Annotated in this window: 19 protein-coding genes and 2 pseudogenes; 11 read left to right on the forward strand and 10 right to left on the reverse strand. The window is 72.3% G+C overall.

Annotated elements, in window-relative coordinates; translation table 11 throughout:
- Window positions 1-228 precede the first annotated feature (228 nt).
- The 5 genes from ACFWYM_RS24310 to ACFWYM_RS24330 all read left to right on the forward strand — a co-directional run bounded on the left by ACFWYM_RS24310 (window position 229) and on the right by ACFWYM_RS24330 (window position 5,146).
- The gene (locus ACFWYM_RS24310; protein ID WP_384840917.1) at window positions 229-1,122 is read left to right on the forward strand and encodes a DUF3626 domain-containing protein; all 894 of its coding nucleotides are present in this window, start codon (window positions 229-231) and stop codon (window positions 1,120-1,122) included.
- A gap of 52 nt (window positions 1,123-1,174) precedes the next feature.
- Window positions 1,175-1,717: a GNAT family N-acetyltransferase gene (locus tag ACFWYM_RS24315; protein ID WP_384840920.1), complete on the forward strand. Its 543-nt coding sequence runs from the start codon at window positions 1,175-1,177 to the stop codon at window positions 1,715-1,717.
- Between the two features lie 520 nt (window positions 1,718-2,237).
- Window positions 2,238-2,831, forward strand: a complete 594-nt coding sequence (locus tag ACFWYM_RS24320) for a DUF4291 domain-containing protein (protein WP_384840923.1) — start codon at window positions 2,238-2,240, stop codon at window positions 2,829-2,831.
- A 529-nt stretch (window positions 2,832-3,360) separates the two neighbouring features.
- The gene (locus tag ACFWYM_RS24325) at window positions 3,361-4,998 is read left to right on the forward strand and encodes a carboxylesterase/lipase family protein (protein ID WP_384840926.1); all 1,638 of its coding nucleotides are present in this window, start codon (window positions 3,361-3,363) and stop codon (window positions 4,996-4,998) included.
- A gap of 10 nt (window positions 4,999-5,008) precedes the next feature.
- Complete coding sequence (locus tag ACFWYM_RS24330) at window positions 5,009-5,146, forward strand: hypothetical protein (protein ID WP_384840929.1); 138 nt, start codon at window positions 5,009-5,011, stop codon at window positions 5,144-5,146.
- A 694-nt stretch (window positions 5,147-5,840) separates the two neighbouring features.
- Here the strand turns inward: ACFWYM_RS24330 and ACFWYM_RS24335 are convergent.
- A pseudogene (locus ACFWYM_RS24335) lies at window positions 5,841-6,041 on the reverse strand (nuclear transport factor 2 family protein); the annotation flags it as partial.
- A 184-nt stretch (window positions 6,042-6,225) separates the two neighbouring features.
- Window positions 6,226-6,600 (reverse strand): hypothetical protein, encoded by a 375-nt coding sequence (locus tag ACFWYM_RS24340; protein ID WP_384840932.1) that lies wholly within the window; start codon window positions 6,598-6,600, stop codon window positions 6,226-6,228.
- A gap of 18 nt (window positions 6,601-6,618) precedes the next feature.
- Between ACFWYM_RS24340 and ACFWYM_RS24345 the strand changes: the two genes are divergently transcribed.
- On the forward strand, window positions 6,619-6,897 hold the full coding sequence (locus ACFWYM_RS24345) for a hypothetical protein (RefSeq protein ID WP_384840935.1): 279 nt from the start codon (window positions 6,619-6,621) through the stop codon (window positions 6,895-6,897).
- On the opposite strand, the gene ACFWYM_RS24350 is transcribed toward ACFWYM_RS24345, so the two are convergent.
- The 3 genes from ACFWYM_RS24350 to ACFWYM_RS24360 form a co-directional block, all read right to left on the reverse strand.
- Entirely contained in the window at window positions 6,885-7,373 is a 489-nt protein-coding gene (locus ACFWYM_RS24350; RefSeq protein WP_384840938.1) for a GNAT family N-acetyltransferase, read from the reverse strand. The genes ACFWYM_RS24345 and ACFWYM_RS24350 overlap by 13 nt on opposite strands.
- Window positions 7,374-7,383: 10 nt before the next feature.
- A complete protein-coding gene (locus tag ACFWYM_RS24355; RefSeq protein ID WP_384841129.1) occupies window positions 7,384-8,517 on the reverse strand; it encodes an MFS transporter in 1,134 nt (377 codons plus the stop codon).
- 224 nt (window positions 8,518-8,741) lie between these two features.
- Entirely contained in the window at window positions 8,742-9,239 is a 498-nt protein-coding gene (locus ACFWYM_RS24360) for a hypothetical protein (protein WP_384841151.1), read from the reverse strand.
- Between ACFWYM_RS24360 and ACFWYM_RS24365 the strand changes: the two are divergent.
- Window positions 9,184-9,453 (forward strand): annotated as a pseudogene (locus ACFWYM_RS24365) (polysaccharide deacetylase family protein); the annotation flags it as partial. The gene ACFWYM_RS24360 and the pseudogene ACFWYM_RS24365 overlap by 56 nt on opposite strands.
- Before the next feature lie 33 nt (window positions 9,454-9,486).
- Here the strand turns inward: ACFWYM_RS24365 and ACFWYM_RS24370 are convergent.
- From ACFWYM_RS24370 to ACFWYM_RS24385, 4 genes are all read right to left on the reverse strand, one after another.
- Complete coding sequence (locus ACFWYM_RS24370) at window positions 9,487-9,924, reverse strand: hypothetical protein (protein WP_384840941.1); 438 nt, start codon at window positions 9,922-9,924, stop codon at window positions 9,487-9,489.
- A 366-nt stretch (window positions 9,925-10,290) separates the two neighbouring features.
- A complete protein-coding gene (locus ACFWYM_RS24375) occupies window positions 10,291-12,144 on the reverse strand; it encodes an RICIN domain-containing protein (protein ID WP_384840944.1) in 1,854 nt (617 codons plus the stop codon).
- 185 nt (window positions 12,145-12,329) lie between these two features.
- Window positions 12,330-14,702, reverse strand: a complete 2,373-nt coding sequence (locus ACFWYM_RS24380) for a phosphoketolase (RefSeq protein WP_384840947.1) — start codon at window positions 14,700-14,702, stop codon at window positions 12,330-12,332.
- Window positions 14,703-14,784: 82 nt separating this feature from the next.
- On the reverse strand, window positions 14,785-15,648 hold the full coding sequence (locus ACFWYM_RS24385; RefSeq protein ID WP_384840950.1) for a universal stress protein: 864 nt from the start codon (window positions 15,646-15,648) through the stop codon (window positions 14,785-14,787).
- Window positions 15,649-15,909: 261 nt separating this feature from the next.
- Here ACFWYM_RS24385 and ACFWYM_RS24390 point away from each other — a divergent pair, with 261 nt between their 5' ends.
- Window positions 15,910-16,440, forward strand: coding sequence for a flavodoxin domain-containing protein (locus ACFWYM_RS24390; RefSeq protein WP_384840953.1), 531 nt, complete (start codon window positions 15,910-15,912; stop codon window positions 16,438-16,440).
- Between the two features lie 231 nt (window positions 16,441-16,671).
- On the opposite strand, the gene ppk2 is transcribed toward ACFWYM_RS24390, so the two are convergent.
- Window positions 16,672-17,460, reverse strand: a complete 789-nt coding sequence (gene ppk2, locus ACFWYM_RS24395; RefSeq protein ID WP_384840955.1) for a polyphosphate kinase 2 — start codon at window positions 17,458-17,460, stop codon at window positions 16,672-16,674.
- 217 nt (window positions 17,461-17,677) lie between these two features.
- Between ppk2 and ACFWYM_RS24400 the strand changes: the two genes are divergently transcribed.
- From ACFWYM_RS24400 to ACFWYM_RS24410, 3 genes are read left to right on the forward strand one after another with little or no spacing between them, the layout of a single operon-like run.
- Window positions 17,678-18,646, forward strand: a complete 969-nt coding sequence (locus ACFWYM_RS24400) for a hypothetical protein (protein WP_384840959.1) — start codon at window positions 17,678-17,680, stop codon at window positions 18,644-18,646.
- Window positions 18,647-18,651: 5 nt separating this feature from the next.
- The gene (locus ACFWYM_RS24405; RefSeq protein WP_384840962.1) at window positions 18,652-20,001 is read left to right on the forward strand and encodes a hypothetical protein; all 1,350 of its coding nucleotides are present in this window, start codon (window positions 18,652-18,654) and stop codon (window positions 19,999-20,001) included.
- A gap of 10 nt (window positions 20,002-20,011) precedes the next feature.
- A complete protein-coding gene (locus ACFWYM_RS24410) occupies window positions 20,012-21,991 on the forward strand; it encodes a hypothetical protein (protein ID WP_384840965.1) in 1,980 nt (659 codons plus the stop codon).
- Window position 21,992: the final 1 nt, after the last annotated feature.

Raw genomic sequence — 21,992 nt, forward strand, 5'->3', positions numbered from 1 at the left:
CGCCGCATTCGAAAATGGGGCCGAATTCACGGGGCGGGGCTGAGGTGCGCGCCGCTTGCGGGCCTTTTGACGAGCGGAACGATTCACCTTAGGTGTGCTGCCTCACCGCCGCCGACAGGGCGGGCAGGGCAGACAGGTCGGGCAGGCCAGGAAGGGGGGCGACTGGGCAGACGGAACCGACAGGTTATCCACGTGCACCGCTTGATCGACTTGGGGAACACTGTGCCGATGAACTCCGCAGCCTCCCCAGCGCCCTCCCCGACAGCCCAGGAGCGAGCTCTTCGCCACGTCGCGGAACTGGCGTCGGGCTCGCCGATGGACCCCGGGCTGCGGGTCACCCTCAACTTCCACCCGGACCGCCTGCTGCACGGCAAGCCGATCCTGGACGCCCTGGCCGAGGACGGCGTCTACCACTCGCAGTTCGTCACCGGGACCAGCAACGGCGGCCTGACCGCGCACCCCGGCGGCGACCGCTGGCGCTGGGAGAGCCGGATCTTCAACGGGGCGTACGACGAAGCGCCTGCTCATGAGCGCCCCGTCTATGGGGCGTTGAACTTCCGCGGCAAGCCCGTCGGCGGGGCGCCGCGGTTCGGCTCCGCGCACTTCCGGCTGGCCGCCGAGACGCTGGAGCGGACCACGTTCTGCTACCCGGACAGCTTTCTCGAACCCTCGGACTTCGGTGTCGCGGCCCGTATGGGGCTCATCGAGCTCGCCCTCGCCGACCGTCAGGACGAACTCGACGACTATGTCGAGGCCCAGGTGCACGGGCCGGTGCGGCCGGACCGGGATGTGGAGGCGCTGGTGCTGGACCCCTGCTACCGGGGCTCGGCTGTCGAGGCCGCGGCCCTGCGGCTCGGCTGCCCCGTGGAATGGCACCCGGGTTTCCGCCTCACGGTCGAGGGACTCCGCCGTCATCCCGGCTATCGCGGTCAGGAATACGTCGACCTCGGGACGCAGATCGCGGTCGACGGCGTCCTTGATCCGCGCATCGTCGGAGACGCGGCGCGCGACGGCCGCCATGACCCCCAGGCGCTCAAGAAGGTATGGCACTACCTGGCGCGGTTCGGGACGTTCGCGAAGACCGTTGCCGCACCGGCGAGTTCGGAACCGGTGGATCTCTGACGGGCCTCCCATTGGGTTGCCGCAGGTCAGCCGGTTCGGATAAGAAGCTCGCATGCTGAAGGGCGACAAGGTCGGGCTCAGGGCCCGGCACGACGAAGACATCCCGGTACTGCGGACCGAGCTCTACGACGACGTGGTCAACGGCTCGCGGGCCGAGGGCTCGCCGTGGCGGCCGATCACGCCCGGCTCGAAGGACCCGCGGCTCGTGGTGGACGACACGAAGGAGGGGCTCGTCCAGTTCTCCGTGGTGGAGCTCGAGGGAGAGTCGCTGGTCGGCACCGCCACGCTGTGGGGCATCGACAACCACAGCAGGGCCGCGCACATCGGCCTCGGCCTGCTGCCCGCCGCCCGAGGCAAGGGCTACGGCACCGACGTGGTCGCGGTGCTGTGCTACTACGGATTCGTCGTACGCGGCCTGCAGCGGCTGCAGATCGAGACGCTGTCGGACAACATCTCGATGCTGCGCTCCGCCGAGCGCAACGGCTTCGTCCGCGAGGGCGTGCTGCGCTCCTCGGCCTGGGTCCTCGGCGAGTTCATGGACGAGGTGATCCTCGGGCTCCTCGCCCAGGACTGGAAGCCGAACTCGACGCGTTAGAGACCCAAGTCGGCGAGGGAGCAGTCCCGTTGGGGTCGCGGTCGCCGGGGCGGCAAGGAGCGGGGGAGGCATAAGGAACGGGGGAGCCATACCGTCGCGCCTGGCCTGGCCTGGCCTGGGCCGGCTCGCGGACGACCTGGCAACCGGCCGCCGGCACGCGGAGCACGCCGAGTTGCTCTCGCCCGACACCGCCGACGTCGGCTACCGGCTCCTCGTCGCCGACCTCTGACCCACGGGTTCTTGGCAGAGGCTTGACCGTGAGCCCGGTGACTGTGCGCGCAGGGCGACGTGCCCTGTGCAAGGATATGTCTGCCTTCAACTACCGCTCCACGGAAACCACTTCAGTGATCCGTCGACCGCCTGATTCGTCGTGAAGCAACTTCCCGCGCTCTCTCGGAAGCCGTCGGCCGCCGATGTTGTCCGCGTGGCCACACCGTGTGAACCCGAGCCCGGCGAAGGCCGCTTGCCCCGCACAATATTGGCTGGCGTCCATCGGCTCGGTCCGCCCATGCTGGTGATCATGGCAGCACCCGAGCACCAGATCCGCGCCCTCCATACCCCCTCCACGATCACCGTGTACCAGGCGTACCGGCCGGAGATCGGGCTGCCCGCGGCCACCGCAGGCCGGTTCCCGGCGACGTGGCAGCGGGACCGGATGACCTGGATCAAGCCCTCGTTCCTCTGGATGATGTACCGCTGCGGCTGGGCCACCAAGGAGGGCCAGGAGACCGTCCTGGCCGTCGAGATCAGCCGCGAAGGCTTCGAATGGGCGCTGGAGCACGCCTGCCTGTCCCACTACGAGCGCGGTCTGCACCCCGACATCGCCACCTGGAAGCGCCAGTTGAAGCAGGCGCCGGCCCGGGTGCAGTGGGACCCCGAACGCGACCTGCGCCTCCAGCCGTTGCCCCACCGCTCCCTGCAACTCGGCCTCACCGGTGAAGCGGCACGCCGCTACGCGGACGAGTGGACGGTCTCCATCACCGACGTCACCGCGCTCGCGCGCACCGTTCATGGCCACGTACGGGATGGGGAGTTGGACGCCGCCCGGCAACTCCTGCCCGCGGAACACCCCTATCCCGTACGGGAGGGTTTCCTGGCCCACCTGAGCCGCTGATGATCGCCGCCGCCCCGCACTGACCTCGTAGGCGCCGAGTTGTCCCATGCGTAGCGGCGCCGCGCCCCACGAGCACCTCACATGCGACAGCGTCCCCGCAGGTCGCAGCCATGGTCGTCCCACAGCGGCGGAGATCCCTCGCGTCGGCCGAGCCCGCCCCCCGAAGGTGGTGGCCGTGCCGCTGACCGGCGGCGAAGCGGAGCGATGCGGCCGCGCAGCACGTGGCAGGGCCCGTTCGCGGGTCGACAGGAGAGCTGCCGGTACCGCGGCGGGCCCACTGCATGCACGACCGCCCGGCGCCACCCCGAACGCGTCACCTACGACCGTGACGCCTCCTACGCCATCCTCGACGAGGCCCTCTCGCTGACGGGAGTTCACGCCGTCCGTAATTGGTTGGCACGGTCTCCGGACGCGGCGCAATGATGCGGGGGAGGAGGCGGAGGGGGCATCCCCGCAGCTCGCTGCGGGCTGTCACCACCTCTGCGTCTCTCCGCCTGTCCGGCTGTTCTGCTGTCTGGGGGAAGCCGTCATGTCCGTTCCCGCGTCCAAGGAATACGGGTCGCAGCCCGAAGTCCGCACGGCGGCCGGGGTGTTGCGCGGTCGCCGTGCAGGGGAAGGCGAGGGCGGGGGCGCGGTCTTCCTCGGCATCCCGTTCGCCGAGCCCCCGGTCGGCTCGCTGCGATTCTGTGCGCCCCGGGCGGTACGGGGGTGGGGCGGCGTGCGTGAAGCCGTCTCCTACGGTCCGCCGCCCCCGCAGTCCGCCGCCTTCGGCATGGACGCGCTCGCACACAGCACCCCGGGCGACGACTGGCTGACGCTCAACGTCTGGACGCCCGAGCCGGAGCCGGGCGCGGGCCTTCCGGTCATGGTGTGGATCCAGGGCGGCGCCTATGTGTTCGGCACGTCCGGCCTCCCCGAGTACGACGGCGCCCGGCTGTCGCGGGACGGCGGCGTCGTGGTCGTGACGTTCAACTACCGCGTGGGGATGGAGGGGTTCGGGCACATCGAGGGCGCTCCCGCCAACCGGGGGCTGCTCGACCAGGTCGCCGCCCTTGAGTGGGTGCGCGCGAACATACGGGCCTTCGGCGGGGATCCCGGCCGGGTCACGGTCTTCGGCCAGTCGGCGGGCGGGGGATCGGTCGCCGCGCTGCTGGCGATGGACCGCGCGGCCGGGCTCTTCCACCGTGCCATCGCGCAGAGCGTGCAGGGCACGTACTTCTCACCGGAGCTGGCCGCGGACATCGGCGCCGCCTGCGCCGCCGAACTGGGCCTTCGGCGGCCCACGGTGACCGTCCTGTCCGAGATCGCCCCCGAGCAGCTGTCCGCCGCAGGGGATACGCTCGGCGCCAAGATGGAGCAGCACGCGCCCCGTTGGGGGCTGCCCGCGCACCGCTCCATCCCCTTCTCGCCGGTCGTGGACGGTGACATCCTGCCCGCCACCCCCTGGCAGGTGCTCTCCGACGGACCCGACGGATCCGATGGCGCATCACGGGACGTCGACCTCCTCGTGGGCCACACCCGTGACGAACACCGCCTGTTCAGCGCGCTCACCGGACTCCTCGGCGAGGTGAGCGAGGAACAGGCCGAAGCCGCCCTGCGCACCTTCGCCCCAGGAGCGGACGGCGCCCGCCGCTACCGCGACGCCTTCCCGACGGCGAGCCCCGAAGAGCTGTACGAACTGGTCCACGCCGACTGCCTGTTCCGCATGCCGACGCTCCACCTCGCCGAGTCCCGCGCGGCCGCCGGAGGGCGCACGCACGTCTACGAACTGACCTGGCCCGCCCCCGGCATGGGCGGCGTACTCGGCGCCTGCCACGGCCTCGACGTCCCTCTGGTCTTCGGCAACCTGGACCGGGGCCAGCCGGCCTACCTGATCGGCGAGTCACCCTCGGGGATGTCGGAGGCCGCGTCCCTGTCCGCGCGTATGCGCACCGCATGGACCGCCTTCGCCGCACACGGCGAGCCGGGCTGGCCCTCGTACGACACGGAACGGCGCCTCGTCCACCTCTTCGACGCGACACCGACCGTGACCGTCTGCCCCTACCCGGAAGAATCCTCCCGACGGATCTGGCAGGACCACACCTTCCCCGCGCTGCCACTGATCGGGCAGACGCCAACGCCAACGCCAACGCCGACGCCGACGCCGACGCCGACGCCGGTCGCCTAGGCTCGTGCTGGTGTGGCTGCTGTTCTGGACGTCGGTGGTGGGCGCCGCGCGTACGGCCGTCGACACCCCGCAGTTCCGGCGCCGGATGAGCCGTCTGGCGGGAGCCGTGCTGGTCGGGTTGGGGATCCGGACGGCGACGGTGAGCTGAAGCCCGTACGCCTCAGCGGGAAGAAGGAGAGGGCGAGGGAGAGTTGGTGGGACGAGGCAAGGGGCGGTCGAACGGGACCTTTACTGTGGGTTCGTACGGGCCGCTGTCCGGCGATGGGGAGCTGCCGTCGGACGCTCACGATGCGGGCGTGGGCGCGTTCCTGCAGGACGTGGCCGACATGACGTTCAAGGGCGGCCCGCGGGGGATGGAGCTGTCCGACCTCGACGTGGCCGCGTGCACGTTCACGTTCCGGCACACCGGTGGGCCCGATCCGCGAGCGCTGGTGACCGTCGAGGGCGGTGAGGTGCCGACGGATGACCGCGCGCGGGGCGAGATCATGTGGACGCCGCGACCGGAGGCTCCGGGGTGGGCTCATCTCGCCTTCCTGCTCCAAGAGTTGCCCTTTGTCGCCACCTTTCGCGAGTACGGGCCGGAGGGCGGGCCCGTCGTGCTGGGCGTCGAGGCGCCGGACCGTGCGCACGCGGACGTCCTGGTGGAGCACCGGGGTGAGGTATGGCGGGTGCGCGTACAACTCGAGGGCAGGAGTGAGCCGTTGGAGTTCCCTGGCATGGTGATCGGTGAGCTCTTCGGGGAGGGCGGTCACCGGCGCTGGTGCGCGACGGTGTCGTGGACGCCGGGATCTGAACGGTCCCCTGTCACGGCTCTCAACCTCCCCCACTGCTGCGGCAGTTGTTCAGCGTCTCTCGAACGCCTGGGCCACCGCGAGACCGTCCTCGTACATGTGGTGGCGGGTGACCAGGCCGTCCTCGACTGTGAGGTGAAGGGCGAACCGGGCGCGGTAGGCGCGTGCGGTGGGCCGGGCCGACTGGCGGATCTCGCCGAGCACGATGGCGTCGGCTCCGTCGATGAGGATGCGCAGCAATTCCTCGGCCACGGTGCGCGTGGGCGTGAGCGTGGGTACGGGCATGGGGGCTGCCATGGGTGATCCCTCCCGTTCGGAGCCGCGCCGGGTGGCGCGGTGATCACCATTCTTGGCGGCACCCATCCTTCACGACCATTACCTCGCAGGTAACGGCCCGACACGAAGGGGCACTTGGCGACCGCGAGGCCACGCGGCGTTAAGCGGACGGGCGGAACCGCAGCGCCGACCATGTGTCGTCGACGGCGATCTGCCGCACCGGCCGCACGCCCCGCTCGATGAGCGCGGCCGCCAGCGAGTCACGGTTGAGGTCCGTTCCGAGTTGGCCGCCCTTGGGGTACGCGACCCAGGCGAGCGCGTCGCGTCGGGCGGCGGCGAGCGCCGCCTCGGCATGGGTCCCGGCGAGATCGGCGGAGGTGGTCACGAAGGCCAGCACCACGTCGGCCGAAGCCGGGTCGGCCGAGGACGGGTCGGTCGAAGCCGGGTTGGCTGCGGCCTCGAAGTCGAGGCGGACGTCGTCGGGCCGGCCGAGGACCGCGACACTCTGGCCGGGCTTGATCTGCAGCTTGCTCATGATCGACACCCTTCGATCGTGCCACTCGCGGTGCGGCCCCGCACGCGCGTGGTGCGGCTCCGCATGCGCGCGGGGCCGCACCGTGCCCCCGCGCCCCCGCCGGGAGTGCGCATCCTGCCCGTGCCCGGCGGCCCCAGGAGCAGCGGCTCCTGTTACCGTCCCGCCGTCCCGCCGTCCCGCCGTCCCGCCGTCCCGCCGCCCCGCCTGCCCCAGTCGCCCACCGACGCGGTCACCCGCGTGGCCTCCGCTCTGCGCGCGGCAGCCCTGGAGGTCGCGGCGCCCGCTCAGCCGTCGTGATCCCCGCTGCCCTGCGCCGTCGTCGGAAGGTGGATCAGCCCCGCGTCGGTGGGGCGGAAGCCGCAGGATTCGAAGTAGAAGGACCGCAGGGCGGGTTGGAAGTCGACGTGCAGCCACTCGCAGCCAGCCGCCCGCGCACGGTCCGCGGCCAGGCGGACGACGGCCGTGGCGATCCCGCGCCGCTGATACGCGCCCCGCGTCTTCGTGTCGATCAGGAAGGCGTGGTCACAACCGTCCCACGCCACGTTCACGAACCCGACGAGCAGCCCCTCACCCGGCCCCCGGAGCCCCTCGCCCGGCCCCGGGAGCCCCTCGCCCGGGCCCGGGCTGTCGCGGGCGGTGACCCAACCCAGGCTGTGCTCGCGCAGCTTGGGCCACCAGCCCGCCTCGGGGTGCCCGCCGTGCGAGCGCACGAGGTCGCTCATCTCGTCGTCGGTGAGGGGGCCACGCCATGCGTAGGAGATCGTTTCGTTCATCGCCTCAGCATCACAGCCGTGCCGTGCCCCGGCCAAGGAGTACGAGCGCCATGAGCGCCGTCACGGTGGCCAGCACGCCGTAGCCCCACGTCAGCGTCGCGGCCGCGGCGACCGTCGCGACGAGCAACGGGCCGCCCGCGTCGCCGAGTTCACGGCCCAGCTCGGCCGCTCCCATGGTCTGCCCGAGGCGCTCGGGCGGCGTCGCGGCGGCCAGGGCGGCGAAGCCGAGCGGGGTGAGCAGGCCGGTGCCGCACCCGGTCAGGACGGCCGCGGCCAGCACCCCGCCCACCCCGGGCAGCATCGCCGCACCCAGCCCGCACGCGGTGACCAGCAGCCCGACGACCAGCCCCGTACGGGTACTCAGCCGCCCCCCGTCCAGGGCCCGCCCGGCCCGCGGCTGGGTGAAGGCGGCACACAGGGCGAGCACGGAGACGGCCGCACCGGTGGCGACGGGCGGCAGCGAGGCGGCGGCTCCCGACAGCGGCAGGAAGCCCACGCCGACGGAGAGCGCGGCGGTCGCGGCGGCCAGGGCCGTGACCGGACGCACGAACGCAGGGTCGCTGAGTCGGCGGGCCAGGCCCAGGAGCGTCTGGCGGGACTTCGGCAGCGGCGCCACCACCGGCACCGCGAGCACCGCCCACACCGCCACCACCCCGGCGAGCACGGCAAGGACCGCGAACAGCAGCGTCAGGCCACCGGCCCACACCAGCACCCCGCCCAGCAGCGGCCCCGCCGTGTAACCGATGCTCTTGTAGAAGCCGTAACTCCCGTACGCACGCCCGTGCTTGGCCGCCGGATTGAGGCGTGCCACCAGCGCGGAGGCGGCCGGAGAGAAGGCCGAGGCCGCCGCCCCCTGCCCGAGGCGCGCCGCCCACAGCCACCCCGGATCCCGTACGAGGACGAAGGGCGCGGACGCGACGGCGAACCCGACGAGCCCGCCCACCAGCACCGGCTTGGCGCCCACCGCGTCGGCGAGCGTGCCGAACACCGGCTTGAGCACCACCTCGGCCCCGTCGTACAAGGCGAGGAGCACCCCGAGGTAGAGCACCGACTCCACCAGGTCCCGGTCACCGGCGCCGAAGTTGGCGGCGATGCCGTGCGCGCCGAACGCGGTGGTGAACCCGGCCGCGTACAGCGGCCACATGCGGTGCGCCGTCGTCCTCGCCGGCCCATCGGACGTCGCATCGGATGTCGAATCGGCTGTCACGTCGCAGAAGGTAGCGGCCCTCGTACGGGGCCGGGGGCGGGCTCGCGCAACCGTGCGCGGACGGGTGGGGCGGTCCGCCGGGGCGAGCGGTCCCGGTGGCCCTTCCCAGGACAGCGGTCCCGGCGGCCATGCCTCGGTAGCGGTCTCGGCCCCTGTGGCCCTTACTGGGACAGGCGGCGGTACAGCTCCCTGCGGTGCGCGAGGTGTCGATCCTGGCCCGTGTGCGTGGGCTCCTGGATCCGTGGGCGGGGGACTTCGGCCCGGCAGGGAGCCTCGACCAGCTCGGTCCACGTGTTCTGCCGCGAGTGGCTGTCGCTGCCGTTGAGGCGGTCGAGGCGGACGAGGCGCTTCAGGTCGGGGGTGAGGCCGTGGGCCTCGGCCTTCGAGGTCAGGCACGCCGTGAACCGGGTCCGGTACTGGGCCAGGGCCGCGTCGGTCTCCTTGGTGCCGGCCGTGAGGTTCGCCGCCGGGGCGGGCACGGTGCCGTCGGCCGCCGGGGGCTTCGAGGACACGCTGTCGAGGGAGGCGCCACCGCAGCCGGTGACCAGGGCGAGGACTCCGGCCGATGCGGTGAGGGCGAGGCCGAGAGCGCGGCGGGTGGACGCTCCGGGCGGCGACTTCGACCCGTACAGCCGTAAGACCGCCGCCGGCCACGGCATGCGTCCACTGGGCTGGAACGTCGACTCCGACGACTGGAGGAGACCCGGCACCGACCGGATCGTCCGCTCCGTGAAGGCCCAACTCACGCCCGCCAGGCCGACCGTGCTCTTCCATGACGGCGGCGGCGACCGCTCCCAGAGCCTGGCCGCGCTGCGGCAGTTGCTGCCCTGGATGAAGCAGCAGGGGTACGGCTTCGGTTTCCCGAAGCACTGAGCCGGCCTCGCGCCCGGCAGCTGGGGAGGGGGCTCAACTCGCCCTTCGCTGCACCGCCTTGGCCTTGCGGCCGTCCGCGCGGGGCTGGGTGACCTTGTCCGGGCCGCCGCCGCGCTCGGCGGGGTCGCCGGGGTCGCGGGACGGCGGGCCGCCCGGGGACGGCCGGTGGTGGTCGAGGACCGCCGGGCCCGGCGCGGCGGTGGCGGCGGCCGCGCCGACCGTGCCGACGGCGAGCACCATCACGGCCAGCGGGACCAGGAGGCGGGGTGCTCTCCCGGCGCCCGCCCCGCGCGCCGTGGCGGCGCTTCGGTGCGCCCGGCGGGCCCGCAGCAGTCGGCCCAGTCGTCCGCAGCCGTCACCGGCGCGGTACAGCCCGTGCTGGATGAGCGGCCCGCCCACCGTGGCCGCCACCGAGAAGACGATGGCGCCGGCCATCGTGCCGTACAGGTGCAGCTGGAAGGCGAGCGTCATGCCTCCGGCAGCGCCGAAACCCGCGCCCACGAGCTGGGAGACGCTGAGGTCCGGGCGCCGGGACTGTCGAGGGCGAGCCGCCTTTGGTGCGCTCTTCCGGTCGGGTGCTGCATGCCGTGCTCCCATCGTGATCCTTCGCACATCGAGCGGTCCGTTGCCACGATGCTCAAGGCCAGAGGGGTAGATGGCGGGGCCAAGTAGGTGGACCCGGCGTAAGGGTGCGCTCATCGCCCGTCATGCGTGCAGCGCACAGAGTCAGACGCCGCGAAAAGCGGCACAAAATTGGGTGTTTACGTGGTGATTTTGTATCCCGCCGGCCGTCGCAGTGGTCGGCGGGATACAGGCGCGTAAGGGTCGGCCTAAGGCTCAGTGCCGCGCGGCGCGCGTCAGCGTCAGCGTCTGCTCGGCCGCCGTCCGGGCCCCGCCGACGCCGCCGCCCGGAGCGGTCCAGGCCCGCGTCGGCGTGGTCTCCGCAAGGCGCCCCTGCGTCCCCGACAGGCCGATGACCAGGCCGCTGTAGCGGTTGACGAGGCGGAAGGTGCCGGTGGGCCTGCCGTTGACGTCCTTGTTCGGGATGACGAACCACTGCTGGCCCACGGTGGGCCCGCTGCCGGGCGCCGCGGTCACGGTCGGCTTGGCGGACCAGGCGCGGCCCGCGTCGCGGCTGGAGTCCACGCCCAGGAGCTGCTTGGTGGCGGCGTTGGCGATCCGGTAGGAGCCGTCGCCGTTCGAGGTGAATACCCACTGGCTGCGGGTGGCGTGGTCGTCGGCGGGCAGGGAGGTGGTGGCCGTGCCGCCGGAGAGCTGAGCCAGGACGCGGCCGCCGCCGTTGCCGATGGTGTAGGCCGTGCCCGAAGTGACGGGCGAGGCAGGGGAGTTGGTGTTGATGGTGGTCTCGTAGTACTCGCCGTCGGCGCCGCCCGAGCACTGGAACGAGCAGTAGCTGCGGAACTTCTTGCCGACGACGGTGGAGCCCGAGTTGTTCACCGAGTCCAGCATCCAGCGGTACCAGGAGCCCGACGTGTAGGTGCCGGAGTCACCGAGCAGCCGCCACTTCTGGGTGGCGAGGTCGTCGGTGGCGTAGAAGCGCTGGGGCTGGGTGCTGTCCTGCTTGAGGGCCTCGGGCTGGCCGATGTAGAGCCCGAGATGGGCGTCGTAGGCGATGTTCATGGTCAACAGGTCGGCCTTGGCGGGCAGTTCGCCGGCCGCTTGCTGCTCGGCGATCGAGCCCTTGGTGGCCGGGTCGTAGTCGTGCTCGACGGGCGTGTAGCCAGTGGAGTTGCCGGAGCCGACCGGCTCCATGTTGCTCTCCTTGCCGCCGACCCCCGGCTGGGACCAGGAGCCGTCGTACCACTTCTTCCACGAGCCCGGCGCCATCTTGGCGGACATCGGCGCGCGGGCGACATGCGCCCGGCTGGCGTCGGTCCAGCCGCCCGGGCTGCCTGCCTTCGGGATCACACGGGAGTTGTAGTAGACGTAGAAGTAACCCGAGGCGGTGTCCACGAACAGCCGCGCGTCACCGTTGCCGTAGTGGTACGTCTCGTTGGGGAACGCCTTGTCGTCGCCGCGCTCGGTGCTGTACGGCGAGGTGAGGACGTGGTCCTTGATGTCCCAGGTCCTGCCCTGGTCCTTGGAGACGGTGTAGTCGATCGCGTCGTAGTGCAGGCCGTCGCCGAAGGGGCTGGGCGTGAACTCGTTGTGGACCAGGCCGTACCAGTCGCCCGTGTCGGGATCGACCCACACGCCCATCAGGTCGCAGTAGTTCTTCTGCGCGTAGTGCGAGGTGTCGGGGGCGTTCGTGGCCGCACGGCCGGTGGGGCTGTTGTTGCAGCGCCACGTGGTGTCGTTGTTGCGGTCCTGGGAGTTGGCCGGGTTGACCGCGTCGCTCAGCTTCGCGTCCCGGGTGGCGCTGTCGAAGTCCTTGCCGCTGTAGAAGGTCCACTTACGCGGGTCCTTGGCGCTGTAGAGGGCGTGCGCGGACTGGTAGTGGAACGAGCCGTCCTTGTCGATGTAGGGGGAGGCCGGGGTGTCGTCGGGGTTGCTCCATGGCCCCTTCGCGCCGATGTCGATGCTGTACGTGGGGGAGTGGGCCTTCCCGGCCGACTGGCCGGACCGGTCTGGCTGCGCGGACGACGCCGGAGCGCCGCCCAGGGTGGCGAACAGGGCCGCGGCCGAGGCGGCGAGCGCTATGACGGCCTTCGTTCTGGGGCGGGCTGGCACAGGTGTTCCTCCCAAGTTCCCGGAAGGGGGCAGGTGTTGACAGCTGGTCATGCAAATTAGTTCGGCTAGGATCCGAACTAATTGAAGGGCTGTCAAGGGACCCGGCACGACCCGCTCGGTCACACGGTGAAGATCTCTTCGCCGCCGAAGAGGAGTCGCCGCGTCCGCGTCCGTGTCCGCACCCGTCAGCCGGCCCAGGACCAGTTCACGACCTCGGGCAGGTCGGTGCCGTGCTCGCGGATCCAGGCGTGGTGGCGGGTGCGGGCGTCGGCCATGCGCTGGCGGACGGCGGCCGCGCGCACGCCGAGTCCGGGGACGCGGTCGATGACGTCCATCACGAGGCGGAAGCGGTCGAGGTCGTTGCGCACGACCATGTCGAACGGGGTGGTGGTCGTCCCCGACTCCTTGTAGCCGCGCACGTGCAGGTGGGGGTGGCCGGTGCGGCGGTAGGTGAGGCGGTGGATCAGCCAGGGGTAGCCGTGATACGCGAAGATCACCGGCTGTTCGGTGGTGAACAGGGCGTCGTACTCGAAGTCCGGCATGCCGTGCGGGTGTTCCTCGCGCGGCAGCAGGCGGGTCAGGTCGACGACGTTGACCACGCGCACCGCGAGCTGCGGCAGGTGCGCGCGCAACAGCCCCGCGGCGGCGAGCACCTCCTGGGTCGGCACGTCCCCGGCGCAGGCGAGCACGACGTCCGGTTCCCGGGAGCCGTCGTCGGTGCCCGCCCACGTCCACTCGCCCGCGCCGCGCGCGCAGTGGGCGCGGGCCTCGTCCAGGGAGAGCCAGTCGAAGCACGGCTGTTTCCCGGCGACGACGACATTGACGTAATCGCGGCTGTGCAGCACGTGCTCGGCGACGGACAGCAGGGTGTTGGCGTCCGGCGGCAGATAGACGCGGACGACCTCGGGGCTCTTGTTGAGGACGTGGTCGACGAAGCCGGGGTCCTGGTGCGAGAAGCCGTTGTGGTCCTGGCGCCACACATGGGACGTGAGCAGATAGTTGAGGGAGGGGACCGGGGCGCGCCAGGACAACTGGCGTGCCGTCTTGAGCCACTTGATGTGCTGGTTGGCCATCGAGTCGACGATGTGGACGAAGGCTTCGTAGCACGAGAAGAGCCCGTGGCGGCCGGTGAGCGTGTAGCCCTCCAGCCAGCCCTGGCAGAGGTGTTCGGAGAGGACCTCCAGGACGCGGCCGTCGCGGGCCAGGTGCTCGTCGGTCGCGAGGGTCCGCGCCTGCCATGCCCGTCCGGTGACGTCGAAGAGGGCCTGGAGCCGGTTGGAGGCCGTCTCGTCGGGGCCGACCACCCGGAAGTCACGGCGCTGCGCGGTGTCCCGCATGATCTGGGCCAGGAGGTCGCCGAGGACCCGGGTGGGTTCGTGCAGGGTCGTGCCCGGCTTGTCGACGGGCACGGCGAAGCGTTCCAGCGGGGCGATCGGCAGGGGGCGCGTGAGCAGGCCGCCGTTGGCGTGCCTGCTCGTGCCGAGACGGCGGGTGCCGTCGGGCACGTGCGTCAGCACGAGGGGGGCGGGACGGCCGTCGGCGCCGAAGAGCTCCTCGGGCCGGTAGGAACGCATCCAGCGCTCCAACTGCCGTAGATGTTCGGGGGTTTCGCGGACCCCGGCGAGCGGCACCTGGTGGGCGCGCCAGGTGCCCTCGACCGGTTCGTCGTCGACCGTCGCCGGGCCCGTCCAGCCCTTGGGGGTGCGCAGGACGATGACCGGCCAGCGTGGGCGGCCGCCGGAGCGGGCGGTCCGGGCGGTCCGCATCACGTGCTGGATGCGGGCGATGCGGTCGAGCACCTGGTCCATGACGCGGGCGAACTCGCGGTGCACCCGCAGGGGTTCGGAGCCCGAGACGTGGAAGGGCTCGTGGCCGTAGCCGCGCAGCAGGTCGTCGAGTTCGGCCTCGGTGAGGCGGGACAGGACCGTCGGGCCCGCGATCTTGTAGCCGTTCAGGTGGAGGATCGGCAGGACGGCGCCGTCGTGCACCGGGTCCAGGAACTTGTCGGCGTGCCAGGACGCCGCCAGCGGTCCGGTCTCCGCCTCGCCGTCCCCGATGACGCAGGCGACCAGGAGGTGCGGGTTGTCCAGGGCGGCGCCGTAGGCATGGGCGAGGGAGTAGCCGAGCTCGCCGCCCTCGTGGATCGAGCCCGGTGTCTCGGGCGCCACGTGGCTCGGCACGCCGCCGGGGAAGGAGAACTGCCGGAACAGGCGCGCCATCCCGGCCGCGTCGCGGGTCACGTCGGGATAGGTCCGGGTGTAGCTGCCCTCCAGCCAGGAGTTGGCGAGGACGGCCGGGCCACCGTGGCCCGGACCCCAGACGCACAGGGCCTCGAGGGCGCGTTCCGTGATGACACGGTTGAGGTGGGTGTGGACGAGGTTGAGGCCGGGCGACGTACCCCAGTGGCCGAGCAGGCGCGGCTTGATGTGCTCGGGCGCCAGGGGCTCGGACAGGAGCGGGTTGCCGAGCAGATAGATCTGGCCGACCGTCAGGTAGTTGGCGGCGCGCCAGTGTGCGTCGAGCGCGGCCAGCTGATGCTTGGACAGGGCCTTCGCCATCGGGACGTCTCCGGAAGAGGAAGAGGAAGAGGGGACGGGTCACGGGGAAGAGGGGGTGGGTCACGGGGCCGGGGAACCACCGTCAGCCGTGGGGCACCACGGCCACCGGGCACGCGGAGTGGTGCAGCGTCGCGTGGCCGACCGGGCCGAGCTGCAGGCCGAAGCCGCTCCTGCGGCGTCGCGCGCCGACGACCAGGAGGTCGCAGAGCGCGGAGGCCGCCACCAGGACGTCGCGCGCCCGGCCCTCCTCCGGCTGTGCGTGCACGGCCACCGCGCCGTGGGCCTGCCTCGGCTGCCGCAGCGCGAGGGTCAGCTCGTCCTCGGCGCGGACCCGGTGGGCCTCGACGTCGTCGCTCGGGTGGTCGGGCAGCTCGTGGGCAGGGCAGCGCCAGGCCCGCACGGCCAGCAGGGACGCCTCGTGCAACTCGGCCTCGCGCAGGGCGAACTCGGCGGCAGCACGCGCCCGTTCAGGCATCGAAACGCCCAGGACGACCTGCCCGAAGCCGCCCTGGACGTTCTTGTCGTTGCCGCGGACGACGATCACCGGTGACGCGGCGTGCGCGGCGACCGGCAGGCTCACCGACCCCAGCAGCAGCCCGCCGAACGTGCCGTGGCCCCGGCTGCCGACGACCACCGACGACGCCTCGCGGGCGGCCGCGACGAGAGCGGAAGCGGGGTCGTCGGGCACCACCCGGCTGGTGACCGTGGCCTGGGGCGCACGGCGCCGGGCGTGTTCGACGGCCTGGGCGGCGATGTGCCCGGCGTACTGCCGCACCGCTCCGCGCCCCGGTCCGAGAGACGGCTGACGGCCCTCGTACCGCTCCCAGCGCGAGGCGTGCAGCACCCGTAGTTCGACGCCGCGGCGCATCGCCTCGTCGGTCGCCCAGTCCAGGGCCTGCAGGCTCGGCTCGGAGCCGTCGACGCCCACGATCAGCGGACCCTCCATGACGGTCGCCTCCTTCGGGGCGGGCCGGTCGGGCGGGCCTCGGCGGTGGGGCCCGCCTTGCTCACGCTGGCATCACGGCCGCCGCGGGAGGAGAGGAGAACCGGCCTCTCCGTACGGGACGTTCGGCCCCGTGCCGAGTCCGCGCGGTCCGGCGACGGTGGAAGCAGGCGGAAGGGGCGGAGCGAACGGAGGTCGAGCCCCCGCGCCGTGTGACGTCGTGCTGTGTGACAACGAACCCTTGACCAAGGGAGGTTGACGACGATGGCCAACCAGGAACCCCGCGTGCTCATCGCCTACGGGTCGAAGTACGGCTCGACCAAGGAGATCGCCGTGCACATCGGCGAGGTCCTGAACAAGGCCGGCTGCGCCACCACGGTGTGCCCGGCGGGGGAGGCGGCCACGGACCTGTCCGCCTACGACGCCGCCGTGCTCGGCGGCGGGCTGTACGCGGGGCGCTGGCACCGCGACGCCGTCAGGCTGGCCCATCGCGCCCGCCGTTCGCTGCGCAAACGTCCGGTGTGGCTGTTCAGCAGCGGCCCGCTCGACCCCTCGGCGTCCGAGCGCGAGATCCCGCCGGTGCGCGGCGTGCGCCGCATCGCCGACCGGCTCGACGCGGAGGGGCACATCACCTTCGGCGGCCGTCTCGACGAGTCCGCGCGGGGCCGGATCGCCCGCATGATCGTCAAGTCCGGCAAGGGCGGTGACTTCCGCGACTTCGGGCAGATCACGGGGTGGGCGCAGACGATCGCCCGGGACGTGGCGGCACGCACCGGGGCGTCCCGGGGGACGTGACGGCACTCAGGCCAACACCTGCCCAGGAAGCATGAGTTGAGGAGCTAGGGCCTGTCCGGCGGATCTTGCCGCGGTCGCGGGCTGTTCCACGCCGATCTGCGGCGTTGTCGTCGGTTGCCAACGCTCCGCGTTGTCGCCCTCCTCCGCCTTGCATCTCGACGCACCACAGCCCGCTCACCAGCGACGGACGGCACAGCTCGGAATCATGCGGCCTGATCCGCCGGACAGGCCCTAACCGGAGCGGAGCCCCGCCGCGTGATCGGGCACATACGTCTGCAGGTCCCGTGGCGGGCGCCGGTAGCCCGAGGCGGGCGGGCGCGCGGGAAGGCCGAGCCGGGGCGGCGGGACGTCCCGGTAGAGCAGCGTCGACAGCAGGTGCGCGATCATGTTGAGGCGTGCGCTGCGCTTGTCGTCGCTCTCGACGATGTACCAGGGCGCCTCCGGGATGTCGGTGTGCACCAGCATCTCGTCCTTCGCCCGCGAGTAGGCTTCCCAGCGCGTGATCGACTCCAGGTCCATCGCGGACAGCTTCCAGCGCCGGGTGGGATCGTCGAGGCGCCGCCGGAACCGCTGCTCCTGCACCGCGTCGCTCACCGAGAACCAGTACTTGCGCAGCAGCACGCCGTCCTCCACCAGCAGCCGCTCGAAGATCGGGCACTGGTGGAGGAAGCGCCGGTGCTCGGCCGGGGTGCAGAAGCCCATCACGTGCTCCACACCGGCCCGGTTGTACCAGCTCCGGTCGAACAGGACGATCTCCCCGGCGGCGGGCAGGTGCTCCACGTACCGCTGGAAGTACCACTGCGAGCGCTCGCGCTCCGTCGGCGCGGGCAGTGCGACGATCCGCGCGACCCGGGGATTGAGGTGCTCGGCGACCCGCTTGATCGTGCCGCCCTTGCCCGCCGCGTCCCGCCCTTCGAAGACCACGACCAGGCGGGCGGCCTCGGCGCGCACCCACTCCTGGAGCTTCACCAGCTCCGTCTGCAAGCGGTACAACTCCCGCTCGTACACAGCCCTGTTCACCTTGTTCCCTTTGTTCCCCTTGTTCACCGGCCGTCCCCTCTCGTCGGCGGACCTCGCCCCCGGGGCCGGGGCGGCGGTACAGGGGCGGGCTCAGGGGGTGTTCCCAGGTTCGACCCTGGCGACACGGTGCCCGGCGCGCTGCCAGCGTTTCAGTCCAGGCCCTGGTTGGGGGGTCTGGCAGGAGACGTCGGCTCAACGCCGAGAGGGGCTGATGACCATGCAGCCGTACGAAATCAACGGCTTCGGCGGGGGCGATCCGTACGAGGAGCGGACCCCCTACGAGGAGCACACCCCGTACGAGGAGCGGGCCTTCCGCGCGGAGCGGCATGCGGGCGAGGAGGCGTATGAGGAGGGTGGCTCGTACGGGGAGGAGGAAGAGGAATTCGGCGCGGAGGGGCGGCGCGTCCGCCAGGAGGAGGTCCCCGAGTCGCTGGAGAGCCCCTTCAGCGAGGAAGAGGAGGCCGAGCTCGCCACCGAGCTGATGGGGGTCGTCTCGGAGGAGGAGCTCGAGCAGTTTCTGGGGAACTGGCTGAGGGCCGCCGCCGACAAGGCCGGCGGAGTGCTGCGTTCGTCGGTCGGCCGGCAGCTCGGCGGCATGCTCAAGAACGTGGCCAGGAAGGCGCTGCCCACCCTGGGCGGTGCCCTGGGCAACGTGATCGCCCCGGGTGTCGGCGGCCAGATCGGCTCCAAGATCGGCTCCTGGGCGAGCAATCTCTTCGAGCTGGAGGCCGCGGGGGCCGACCCCGAGGAGTACGAGTTCGAGGCCGCCCGGCGCTTCGTGCGGCTCTCGGGCGCCGCTGCCGCCAACGCCGCACACGGCTCGCGCAGGGCCGCACCCCAGGTCCTCGCGCGCCAGGCGGTGCACTCGGCGGCCCGCAGGTACGCGCCCGGCGTGGCCCGCCGCTTCCCCGTCTTCGCCCGCCCGGCGCCCTGGTACTGGCCCGCGCCGGTGCCGGTCGGCGCCGACGCCTCGATGTCGCGGTCGGGAGGCGACATCGAGGGCGGCAGCGCCCGGGCGGGGACGGGGAGTCCGGAGGAAGAGGGGGAGCGGGTCTGGGGGCGGGCCGAGGCAGGGTCGGCGCCGGGCGGGACCGGCGGTGTCCGCGCCCCTGGGCATGCGGGCGGGCGTGCCACGTCGGGGCGTTGGGTGCGCCACGGCCGCAAGATCGTCATTCTGGGGGTCTGACCGTCATGGAGGTGCGGTCGGCGGCCGCCGCGCTGCTCGAGGGCGAGGCCCGTGCCCTGCTGACCCGGCTGGCCCGGGTCAAGCCGTTCGCGCTGCACGAGACCATGGTGCCCGCCGCCGCGCTGACCCCCGCCGCTCAGACGGCGATCGAGCGCCATCTGGCGGCGGGGCGGGAGCGGCTGCGTGCGCAGGTCATGCGCTATCTCGACTGGCTCGCCGGGCCCGGCAGCGAGCGTCCGCCGGAGGTGATGCAGCGTCACTTCTCGGCTCTGCGCTGGCAGTTCAACACCGTTCTCGCGCACTTCGACCTCTTCCAGGAGGCCGTCACCCAGCGCAGCGAGCGGTCGGTGGGGGTGTGGCTGTCCGGTCTCGACGTGGCGGCGCGCGACGCCCTCGTCACCCCGGGCACCCCGCTGGCCGAACCGTCCCCCGTGGTCTGCTACCTGGCGCGGGGGCCCGGCGGGGCCATCCGGCGGGTGCACACCCGGCTGCCCGGCGGCGGCCGCAGCCCCGTGTCGCTGATCCGGATACCCCGGGAACGCATGGTCGGCTACGGCATCGGCTCGTCCCTGACCCACGAGGTGGGCCATCTGGCCGCCGCCACGCTCGGCCTCGTCGGCTCGCTGCGCCCCGTCCTGTACGAGGCCGAGCACCGCGCCCGCACCACGGCGCAGCAGACCGCCTTCCGCTACTGGGGGCAGACGCTCTCCGAGGTGCTTGCGGACCTGTACGCGGTGGGGAAGCTGGGCATCGGCGGCACGCTGGGCCTGATGGCGGTGGTGAGCCTGCCCAGCAGGCTCGTGTTCACCCCGGTCGCGGGCGACCCGCACCCCTTCCCCTACATCCGCGTGCGGTTGAGCTGCGCGCTGGGCGAGGCCCTGTACCCGCACCCGCAGTGGCGGGAGCTGGGCCGCCTGTGGGCGCAGCTCTACCCGCTGCGGCGGGCTCCCCTGGAGCTGCGGGACCTCATCGCCGCCCTCGAGCAGTCGATGCCGCGGTTCGTGTCCCTGCTCGCCGGGCACCGGCCGCTCGCGCTGCGCGGCGCACGGCTCGCCGACCTGCTGCCGCGCACCGCACGCGCGCCGGGCATCCTGCTGGCCCGCCACCGGGCCTGGTCCCGGCGGCCCGACCTGATGCACGGGGCTCCGCCCACCCTCGTCCTCGCGGTCCTGGGGCAGGCCAGGGCCGCCGCGCTCATCACCCCCGAGCAGGAGAGCCGGCTGCTCGGCGAGCTGCTCACCCACTGGGCGCTGGCCGGAACCCTCGACACCGCGTCGCGGTGCGCCGCACCTCGTACCCCGGCGCCGACATCCACGTACCCGACAGCCCGATCCATGACCCACGAGAGCCGTTGAGGAGGCCGTCATGGCCACGATCGAAGTACGGCCCCAGCAGATCCAACAGGGCGGCCGCGTCTCCCTGTTCGGCACGCCGCGGCCGGTCGGCACCGCCGGGGCGACCACGGCGCCCACCACGGCCGCCGCCGTCCAGGCCGACTGGGAGGTCGTGGGGTTCGGGCCGATCCCCTCGGATCCGCAGGACCCCACCCGCGCCTTCTGGGACGTGCCGGAGGACCAGCGGCCCGGCTCCTACACCGCGCGGGTGACGTTCCGCACCGCCGGGTCGCAGCCCGACGTGGGCGCCGCGGACGTCACCGTGACCGGCCGGCCGATCGCAGCCGGGGACAGCATCAACGTCCAGCTGCGCAGGGCCGGTTCCGATCCCACGGACGACCAGGCCCTGTGGACGGCGATCCGGCGCAGCACCGACCGGATCTCCTTCAACGAGTACGCCGACTTCATCGACCCCATCATGTGCGGCGGCCCGCTGCCCGGCGCCCGCGAACCGCGCAAGCCGCCGGGGCTGCGCGCCCTGCCCTTCCCCGGAGTGGACGCGTACCGCCTGCTCAAGGTCGCCACCGAGGTGTTCCTGATCGTGCGCTGCGGGGTCCTGGTGTCCAAGGACGACCTGGCCGGACCGTTCGAGGGCGTCGACCTGGAGGAGGAGCGGCGGCGGTACGGGGAGGCGACCGACGGCGACGCGTTCGCGCGGGCCATCCAGGAGCGCTGGCGCCGCTACATCTCCTCCGCGGCGCCCGGCGACCGGCGCCCGGACGAGCAGGATCTCGCCCTGCTGCCGTATCTCGGCGTGATCCGGCTCAAGCTCGGCGAGCTCGCCATCACCGACGCCGACAAGTTCGGCGTCGAGTGCTTCGGGATCCTGCGCGACAAGCTCACCTTCCCCTGCTTCCTCGAACTGATCTGGTCGTACTGGCACGAGGAAGGCATGCTGGTCGACTCGGCCGAGGCGGTGGCCCGCCGCTTCCAGAACCTGCACGGCCCCGGCGACCACGACCCGCTGACCCACGTCGACATCGACCCGCTGCGCGCCCTCAACCAGGTGATGTGGGGCTACGTACAGGACGAACAGAACCGGCTGTCGGCGCTGCGCCGCGCCTACGAGTACGACCACCAGTACGGTGTCACCCAACTCGCCGCCGGGCAGGCGCAGTTGCGGCCGGTGGACAGCCGCCCGCGGTTCCTGGAGGCGTTCCACACGCTGCTCAGCCTCACCTCGGTGTTCTTCCGCGAGGACGACGACACCACCGTCATCGCGGACGGCTTCCCGGTGCTCAACGCCCTCAAGGACGTCCATCTGCTGCTCACCGAGGGGCAGCACAATCAGTACGGCGATCTGCCGTGGACGGCGCGGCAGGAAATGCTGATGGAGGAGTGGATCCTGGCGCGCCCGGAGATGCGGGAGTTCCTGCCGGGCCGCACGATGGTCGCCTATCCGGAGCGCTGGATGGACCGCGTCGACACGATGAAGCGGCTGCAGGGGTGGACCCCGGACACCGTCATCCACTTCCGCGACCTGGGGCGCTTCGGCGAGCAACTGCTGCTGTCCATCCGCTTCGGGAACTGGAACTCCGTCAACGACCGCACCCAGGCGGCGAACTGGGCCCGCTACTGGCGCTCCGAGATCCAGGGCTACCTCCACTCCTACCGCTCGGTGACCGGTGTCGACCTGAGCATCGAACGCACGGACACACAGATCGACGCCACCATGCCCGCCGTCCACCTGCGCCGCCGCCTGGCCGAGCAGCAGGGCCGCCACGCCGTCACCCGAGGACCCGAGCGGCAGGCTGTCTCCCCCGGCCCCGAACACCGGGCCATCGCCCCGGCCGATCCCGTCGCCCACCGGCACGGGCGCCCCGCCGCCTGGGGCGAACCCGCCCCGCGCCTGCCCGCTTCCCGGGCCCCACGCGCGCTGCCCGAACAGCCCCGCGACGGACGCCGGGCCCAGCTGCCGCCCGGCCGCCACCCCCGGCCGGAAGGGGAGTGAG

The sequence above is a fragment of the Streptomyces sp. NPDC059009 genome, assembly GCF_042740175.1.
Lineage (GTDB): Bacteria > Actinomycetota > Actinomycetes > Streptomycetales > Streptomycetaceae > Streptomyces.

Bases quoted from the DNA above. Each gene is read 5' to 3' on its own strand.
- ACFWYM_RS24310 (WP_384840917.1), top strand. From the start codon at position 229: ATGAACTCCGCAGCCTCCCCAGCGCCCTCCCCGACAGCCCAGGAGCGA.
- ACFWYM_RS24315 (WP_384840920.1), top strand. From the start codon at position 1,175: ATGCTGAAGGGCGACAAGGTCGGGCTCAGGGCCCGGCACGACGAAGAC.
- ACFWYM_RS24320 (WP_384840923.1), top strand. From the start codon at position 2,238: ATGGCAGCACCCGAGCACCAGATCCGCGCCCTCCATACCCCCTCCACG.
- ACFWYM_RS24325 (WP_384840926.1), top strand. From the start codon at position 3,361: ATGTCCGTTCCCGCGTCCAAGGAATACGGGTCGCAGCCCGAAGTCCGC.
- ACFWYM_RS24340 (WP_384840932.1), bottom strand. From the start codon at position 6,600: ATGAGCAAGCTGCAGATCAAGCCCGGCCAGAGTGTCGCGGTCCTCGGC.
- ACFWYM_RS24350 (WP_384840938.1), bottom strand. From the start codon at position 7,373: ATGAACGAAACGATCTCCTACGCATGGCGTGGCCCCCTCACCGACGAC.
- ACFWYM_RS24355 (WP_384841129.1), bottom strand. From the start codon at position 8,517: ATGTGGCCGCTGTACGCGGCCGGGTTCACCACCGCGTTCGGCGCGCAC.
- ACFWYM_RS24360 (WP_384841151.1), bottom strand. From the start codon at position 9,239: ATGCCGTGGCCGGCGGCGGTCTTACGGCTGTACGGGTCGAAGTCGCCG.
- ACFWYM_RS24370 (WP_384840941.1), bottom strand. From the start codon at position 9,924: ATGACGCTCGCCTTCCAGCTGCACCTGTACGGCACGATGGCCGGCGCC.
- ACFWYM_RS24380 (WP_384840947.1), bottom strand. From the start codon at position 14,702: ATGGCGAAGGCCCTGTCCAAGCATCAGCTGGCCGCGCTCGACGCACAC.
- ACFWYM_RS24385 (WP_384840950.1), bottom strand. From the start codon at position 15,648: ATGGAGGGTCCGCTGATCGTGGGCGTCGACGGCTCCGAGCCGAGCCTG.
- ACFWYM_RS24390 (WP_384840953.1), top strand. From the start codon at position 15,910: ATGGCCAACCAGGAACCCCGCGTGCTCATCGCCTACGGGTCGAAGTAC.
- ACFWYM_RS24400 (WP_384840959.1), top strand. From the start codon at position 17,678: ATGCAGCCGTACGAAATCAACGGCTTCGGCGGGGGCGATCCGTACGAG.
- ACFWYM_RS24405 (WP_384840962.1), top strand. From the start codon at position 18,652: ATGGAGGTGCGGTCGGCGGCCGCCGCGCTGCTCGAGGGCGAGGCCCGT.
- ACFWYM_RS24410 (WP_384840965.1), top strand. From the start codon at position 20,012: ATGGCCACGATCGAAGTACGGCCCCAGCAGATCCAACAGGGCGGCCGC.